The organism is Helicobacter pylori FD535, from assembly GCF_000296015.2.
GTDB classification, from domain to species: domain Bacteria; phylum Campylobacterota; class Campylobacteria; order Campylobacterales; family Helicobacteraceae; genus Helicobacter; species Helicobacter pylori_CT.
Window position 1 is genome coordinate 1 of the sequence record NZ_AKHP02000024.1, and the last position, 5,865, is coordinate 5,865.

Annotated in this window: 7 protein-coding genes and 1 pseudogene; 1 reads left to right on the top strand and 7 read right to left on the bottom strand. The window is 37.5% G+C overall.

All coding sequences use genetic code 11. The features are described 5' to 3' along the window. Positions 1–85 precede the first annotated feature (85 nt). From DV63_RS12975 to DV63_RS13005, 7 genes are read right to left on the bottom strand one after another with little or no spacing between them, the layout of a single operon-like run. Complete coding sequence (locus tag DV63_RS12975) at positions 86–1,153, bottom strand: LptF/LptG family permease (RefSeq protein WP_001236080.1); 1,068 nt, start codon at positions 1,151–1,153, stop codon at positions 86–88. Positions 1,154–1,207: 54 nt separating this feature from the next. Then, positions 1,208–1,768 (bottom strand): aminoacyl-tRNA hydrolase, encoded by a 561-nt coding sequence (gene pth / locus DV63_RS12980; protein ID WP_000173961.1) that lies wholly within the window; start codon positions 1,766–1,768, stop codon positions 1,208–1,210. Between the two features lie 9 nt (positions 1,769–1,777). Beyond that, a complete protein-coding gene (locus tag DV63_RS12985) occupies positions 1,778–2,314 on the bottom strand; it encodes a 50S ribosomal protein L25/general stress protein Ctc (RefSeq protein WP_000889307.1) in 537 nt (178 codons plus the stop codon). A gap of 54 nt (positions 2,315–2,368) precedes the next feature. Further along, positions 2,369–3,319, bottom strand: coding sequence for a transaldolase (gene tal, locus DV63_RS12990; protein ID WP_001155111.1), 951 nt, complete (start codon positions 3,317–3,319; stop codon positions 2,369–2,371). Between the two features lie 3 nt (positions 3,320–3,322). Further along, entirely contained in the window at positions 3,323–4,666 is a 1,344-nt protein-coding gene (locus DV63_RS12995) for a UDP-N-acetylmuramoyl-L-alanyl-D-glutamate--2,6-diaminopimelate ligase (RefSeq protein ID WP_000768843.1), read from the bottom strand. Positions 4,667–4,669: 3 nt separating this feature from the next. Beyond that, on the bottom strand, positions 4,670–5,281 hold the full coding sequence (locus DV63_RS13000; protein ID WP_001168660.1) for a hypothetical protein: 612 nt from the start codon (positions 5,279–5,281) through the stop codon (positions 4,670–4,672). An 11-nt stretch (positions 5,282–5,292) separates the two neighbouring features. Further along, positions 5,293–5,562, bottom strand: coding sequence for a NifU family protein (locus DV63_RS13005; protein ID WP_000569304.1), 270 nt, complete (start codon positions 5,560–5,562; stop codon positions 5,293–5,295). 138 nt (positions 5,563–5,700) lie between these two features. Here DV63_RS13005 and DV63_RS18760 point away from each other — a divergent pair. Beyond that, positions 5,701–5,865, top strand: a pseudogene (locus tag DV63_RS18760) (inorganic phosphate transporter); the annotation flags it as partial.

Genomic DNA, 5,865 nt, shown 5'->3' on the forward strand with positions numbered 1-5,865 from the left:
CGGCGGTTTTTTAGATTAAATTTTTCCACTAGCCACCTTTAAACTAAGGGAATAAAACCACTTAGTAACATATAAGATTTAAAAATCACAATCTCTTATTAAGCTTTTTAAAATACCAAAGACTAAGAGCCAAGAATACGAAAAAGGGCGATAGCACGCCTATTTCAGGAATGAGTATCCCTGAAATGCTGAACTTCCCTAAAGCAAAGAATAGCCCCCAAACAACGAGCGTGATAATGATAAACTTTAGCCCTAAAAGAGCCAGGTTTTCATAGCGGGCGAGACTGGGCGAAAAATAAGCGATTAAAACGCTTAAAAACGGCACAAAAAAGGGCAAAATCGCAAACACATACAAAAACGAGCGCACCTTTTTCGTGTCTGCGTTTTGGCGCACTAAAGCATGCAAGGATAAAAGAGCGTCTGTGATAGAAACCGCGGGCTTGTTTTGATAAATGGTGTCTAAAACTTTAGGGCGGAAATTTTTGAGCGTTTTAAAGGTTTTTAAACGCGTGGTGTTTAAAGCGTTGTTGCCCAGTTCAAAACTTAAGGGCATCTCATAGATAGTGGTGTCATGCAAGATCCAATACTTGTCTTCAAAAAAAGCTTCTTTAGCTTCAGCGTAAGATTCTAAAGTCTTGTCTTTTAGGCGAAAAACCTTGATATTTTGGGCTTTTTGCAATAAGGGATTGATCTTATCAAAATACACGTAATCATCGTTATACTTCACTAACAAATGCTCTGAGACGCTCAAAGAATTGTCTTTATAGATTAAATTTTGCGTTTTTTCTTCCATATACACAAAAGGAGTCGCGTTCAACCCCACATAAACGGCCGTGAAAAACAAGCTAATGAAAAAAATAGGGCTTAAAATCTGGCATTTGGAAAAGCCAATGGAGAGCAGGGCGGTGTATTGGTTGGATTTAATGAATGCGATATAAAATAAAACCATCGCCAAAAGCAAGGAAATGGGCAAGGTGTAATTGAGAGCGAATAAGATGTCATAGGTGAAAAACAAAATAATCATGTTCGCAGAATCAGGCATTTTATCGGCGTATTTCAGGCTGTCAATGCCTACAAAAAACAATTCTAAAGCTAAAAGCACGATTAAAAAGTATTTGAAATAATACCACCCCACAAATCTAAACAAACGCACTTTAAACCCTTATTCAAACCACGATAAAAACTTAAAATTTTTGATAGAGTGCATTTAACTTTCTATTTTTAAAGGTTTTTTAAGCGTGAAACGATTTTGCGTAGCGTTAAAATCATGGCTTTCTATAAAAAATTTTAAGGCGTTTTTGGCATGTTCAAACACAGCGTTTTTTAAAGGCTCTTCGTTTTTGTGGAATTTTGAAAGCACATGTTCAATCACGCCAATCCCTTTAGAAATCCCCACCCTCAAGCGGTAATAAGAATTAGAACACAATAAATCAATGGATTTTAGGCCGTTATGCCCTCCATTCCCCCCACCATTTTTAAACCTCACAACGCCCAAAGGTAAATCCAAGTCGTCATGGACAATTAAAAGCTCTTTGGTTTTGTAAAAATTTTTAGCGCTTAAAACGCTCTCGCCGCTTAAATTCATGTAAGTTTGGGGCTTGAGTAAGATAAAATCCTTATAAACGCACAAATAAGCGTTGTGTTTGGGAGAAAAAGCGAAAGAAAGATCCAATTCGCTAACGAGCGAATCTAAAATATCAAAACCAGCGTTGTGTCTGGTGTGAGCGTAACGCAAAGTAGGGTTGCCTAAACCTACTAAAAGCGTCATAACCTGAAATCACTTCGCTTTAATCACACCGATCACAGCGATAGAATCATGATCTAAAATCTTAACATTCTCGTGTTTTTCTAAATCGCGCACCAAAATAGACTCATTCACATCTAAAGGGGCTACATCCACTAAATAGTGATCGGGCAAATGCTCTGGAGTGCATTCCACGCTGATACGCTTTTTAGAGAGCATTAAAATCCCTTTATTTTTCAAGCCCACTGGAGTGCCTTGGTGTTTAACGGGGACTTTAAACTTAGACTTCACGCCCTTAGTAACAGCGAGTAAATCCACATGGATAAGCTCGTTAGTAACAGGATTTTTTTGGTATTCTTGAACCACGACTTCAAAAGTCTTATCCCCTAATTTCACCGGAAAAATCAAATGCTTTTTTTCCTTAAGGTATTTAATGAAAGGGTTCAATTTGAACGCACCATTCACATTTTCAATGCCCTTTCCATAAATGTTTGCGATTAGATAGCCATCTTTTTTTAAAGCCTTAGCGTTAGCTTTAGTAATACTCTCTCTAATAACGCCTTCTAACATGTCAATCCTTTAAAATAAAATAGGGGCCTATTCTATCCAAAAAACCCTTAAAAATCAAAAACTGCTTAAAAGCTTTTCAAAGGATTGTTTGAACGCTATCAAGCCTTCTTTAAGGAGTTTTTGAGCGGTGTTTTCTAAATCAATGTTGTGCGTTTTTAATTCTTTTTTAAACGCTTCAATTTCTGTAACGCTTAAAGGGGTTTGATACTCGGTGTTGGGGTCAAGCAAATAAGCGTTTAAAGCCTCTAGGGGGGCTGTATTGATAGAGTTTTTAAAACACAGTGCTTTAATGTAGTAATCTTTAGCTAAAGAATCGGATTTAACGCCCGTGGATGCAAAAAGGGCGCTTGTTAGCTTATTGGCATGCTGATTGATTTGGTAATAACACTCGGTAGCGTTGGTAATCCCGCTTTTAGCTTGCAAGTTTTTTGGCGCTAAAGGGTCTATTTCTTTGTCAAATCGTGAAACAAACACGCTAATGACCGCTCTTTTTTGCGCTTCTTTGGCTAAGATTTGAGCGATTTTGTTAGCGGTTTTAGGCGAAAAGACTAAAGTGGCATTAACAGGAATAGAGGCTTTAGCTAAAGCGCTAATGACTTCAAGAGCGCTCTCGCTCGCCGGGACTTTAATCATCACATTAGGGCGGTTTAATGTTTTGAACAACCGCTTGGCTTCATCAATGCTTTTAATGGCATCATCTTCTAAAAAAGGGTCAATTTCTAGGCTAATGTAGCCATTGTTAGGGTCTTTTTCATACAAAGGCATCAACGCGCTAGAGGCTTGTAAAATATCCTTTAACGCCAGAGTTTCATAAATTTCTTTAGCTTTTTTGCCTTTGAGTTTAGCGGTTTCATCTTGATAAAACGCGCTTTTGGTGATCGCTTCGCAAAACAAACTAGGGTTGCTCGTCGCCCCGCAAATAGCCCCCTTATTGATGAGCTTTAAAAAGTCGTTTTCTAAAAAATCCCTTTCTATAAAATCGCACCACAAACTGAATTCTTGCATGTTTTATCCTTGTTTTAAATGTTGGTAATAGTTTTTAACGATTTCTTGGTCGCTAAAAAAAATCGTTTTGTCTTTGAAAATCTGAGTGTTTTCATCGCCCTTGCCTAAAATCAATAACACCTCATCGTCTTTTAAATTTTCTAAAGCGTTTAAAATGGCTTTCTTTCGGTCTTTTTCTATAAGCACTTTAGAGGGATCGCTGATGCCTTTTAAAATATCTTTAATGATATCTTCTTCATTCTCGCTTCTGGGGTTGTCTGAAGTTAAGATGATTTTATGAGCGTAATAGCTCGCTACCTCTCCCATTTTAGGGCGCTTGGTTTTATCCCTATCGCCCCCTGCTCCAAAAAGAGCGGTGATTTTTTGGTTTTTAAAGCTTTCAAAGACTTGTTGCATGCCGTCTGTGGTGTGGGCAAAATCCACGATGACCAAGGGTTTGGCATGCACCACTTCTAAACGCCCCTTAACCCCATAAAAGTTTTCTAATAACGGCGCAATCGCTTCTAGCGGTAATTGAGTGAGCAGTTTGACCCCTAAAACGCCCGCTAAGATATTATAAAGGTTGTAACGCCCTAAAAGGGGGGAATGGATTAGAGCTGTCTCTTTATTGTTAGGATCTCTTAAATCTTGTTGGTAGCATAAAGACGCGCTAATGGAGGGGTTGAGCGAAAAGGCTTGAATGTTTAAATGCGCTTTTTTATCCAGCGCGTAAGTGTGCGCGTTAATGGGGTTAAAAAGGGCGTTTGTTTCATCTCTGTTAATCGCTTTCAAGCCCTCATCTTTAAAAAAGCTGTTTTTAGCGTCTCTGTAATTTTCTATGCTTTGATGGAAATCTAAATGATCGCTTGTGATATTAGTTAAGATTTTAAGGGCAAAATCAAGCCCGGCGATGCGCTTTTGGACAATCGCATGGGAGCTCACTTCCATAATAAAGTATTCGCATTCTAAACGCATTGCTTCTTCTAAATCGCTATAAAGCTCTAAAAGAGTGGGCGTGGTCAAGCCCTTTTCTTTGATTCGTTTGTCGTTGATAAAAAACCCTCTTGTGCCTAAAAGAGCGGTCTTTTTATTCAAATCTAAGAGTAAGGAATACATCAAGCTCGCTGTGGTCGTTTTGCCATTGGTGCCAGTAATCCCTACAATTTTCATTTTAAAATCAAAATAGTTTTTAAGCTCGTTAAAATCTAAAACAGCTAGGTTTTTTTCTGCGATTAAAGGAGAGTATTTTTCATTTAAAGGCGTTTTGACAAAAAGGATTTCTTTAGGGTTTTCTAAAACTTCATAAGTGTTATCGCTCAAAAAAGAATAGGTGTGGTTTTGATAAGTTAGGGTTTTTTTAAGCTTCATTCTTTAAGCCTTATTGGATTTGAGAGCGTCTTCTAAAAGAGAACGCAAAAATTTATCGTAAATAAAAGAATCTTCATGCATGTTTTCAATGTAATTGATCGCTAATTCATAATAGCCATAATGGTTCAATTCTTTCAAAAATTCATAAAAATCCTCTTTATTGTCAAAAATCACCCTAGAGCTGAACATCAAATCTTCAAACGCTTCCTTAAAACCGCGCTCCAAGCTCAAGCGTTTGAAATCCGCATACAAAATGCCGTTCAACTCCTCGCCTTTTTGAGAAATTTGCGCATCAATCTTTTCAGTCATTTGGTTCAATCCCTCATCAAAAGAAGCGATCAAATTGATGATTTGTTCTTCAGCTTGGTTCTTTAAACTTCGTTTTTGCATAGCGATCAAGCTTTGATACAATTCATAAAAGCTATGGGCTTCTTTAGGGAAATCTTTAGCTATATCGCTTAACAACGCCCCTATTTTGGCTTTTTGGTTGTCTTTATCCAAAAATAACACTTCAGAAAAAAGGCGTAACGCTTCAGCGTAACGGGCTTGTTTGAACGCTAAAAAGCCATCTTTAATCAATACGCGCTTTTTAAATTCATAATCAAACTTTTGCATGCCTATAATCCTTAAAGCTCGTGAAACTCCTTAGCGTTTTCTAAGCACACCACTTCTAAATTGGGGTGAATGTCCATTTTAAGCTGCCTTTCAATGACATTTTTTAAAGTGATTTTACTGCTAGAGCAAGTCTTGCATGCTCCCTCTAAAGCCACATAAATTTTCATGCTTTTCACTCCTAGCACTTCAATATTACCGCCATCTTTGAGCAAGTAAGGGCGGATTTTTTCTATCACAACACGCACCGGTTTTTGTAAATCTTCATCGCTAAATTCTATCATTTTTTAAAACTCTCTTTAAAATTTTACTTTAAGATACCATATAATGAGCCATTTTTATCAAACAACGCTTTTTAAGAGTGGCTCAAGGGCTAATTGGATAGAATAAAACCACTATTAGAATAAGGTTTTTATGACGGTATGGAAATCAAAAACATCAAGGAGTTTGAAAAAGCTTCTAAAAAACTCCAAAAAGACACTTTAAAGATCGCTCTCGCTCTTTTGTTTCTCATTGGTGCTGCTTTGCTCGCTCTTATTTTTGGGCAGGCTAATTCTAAGGGATTGTTACTCATCTTTGCGGCTGTG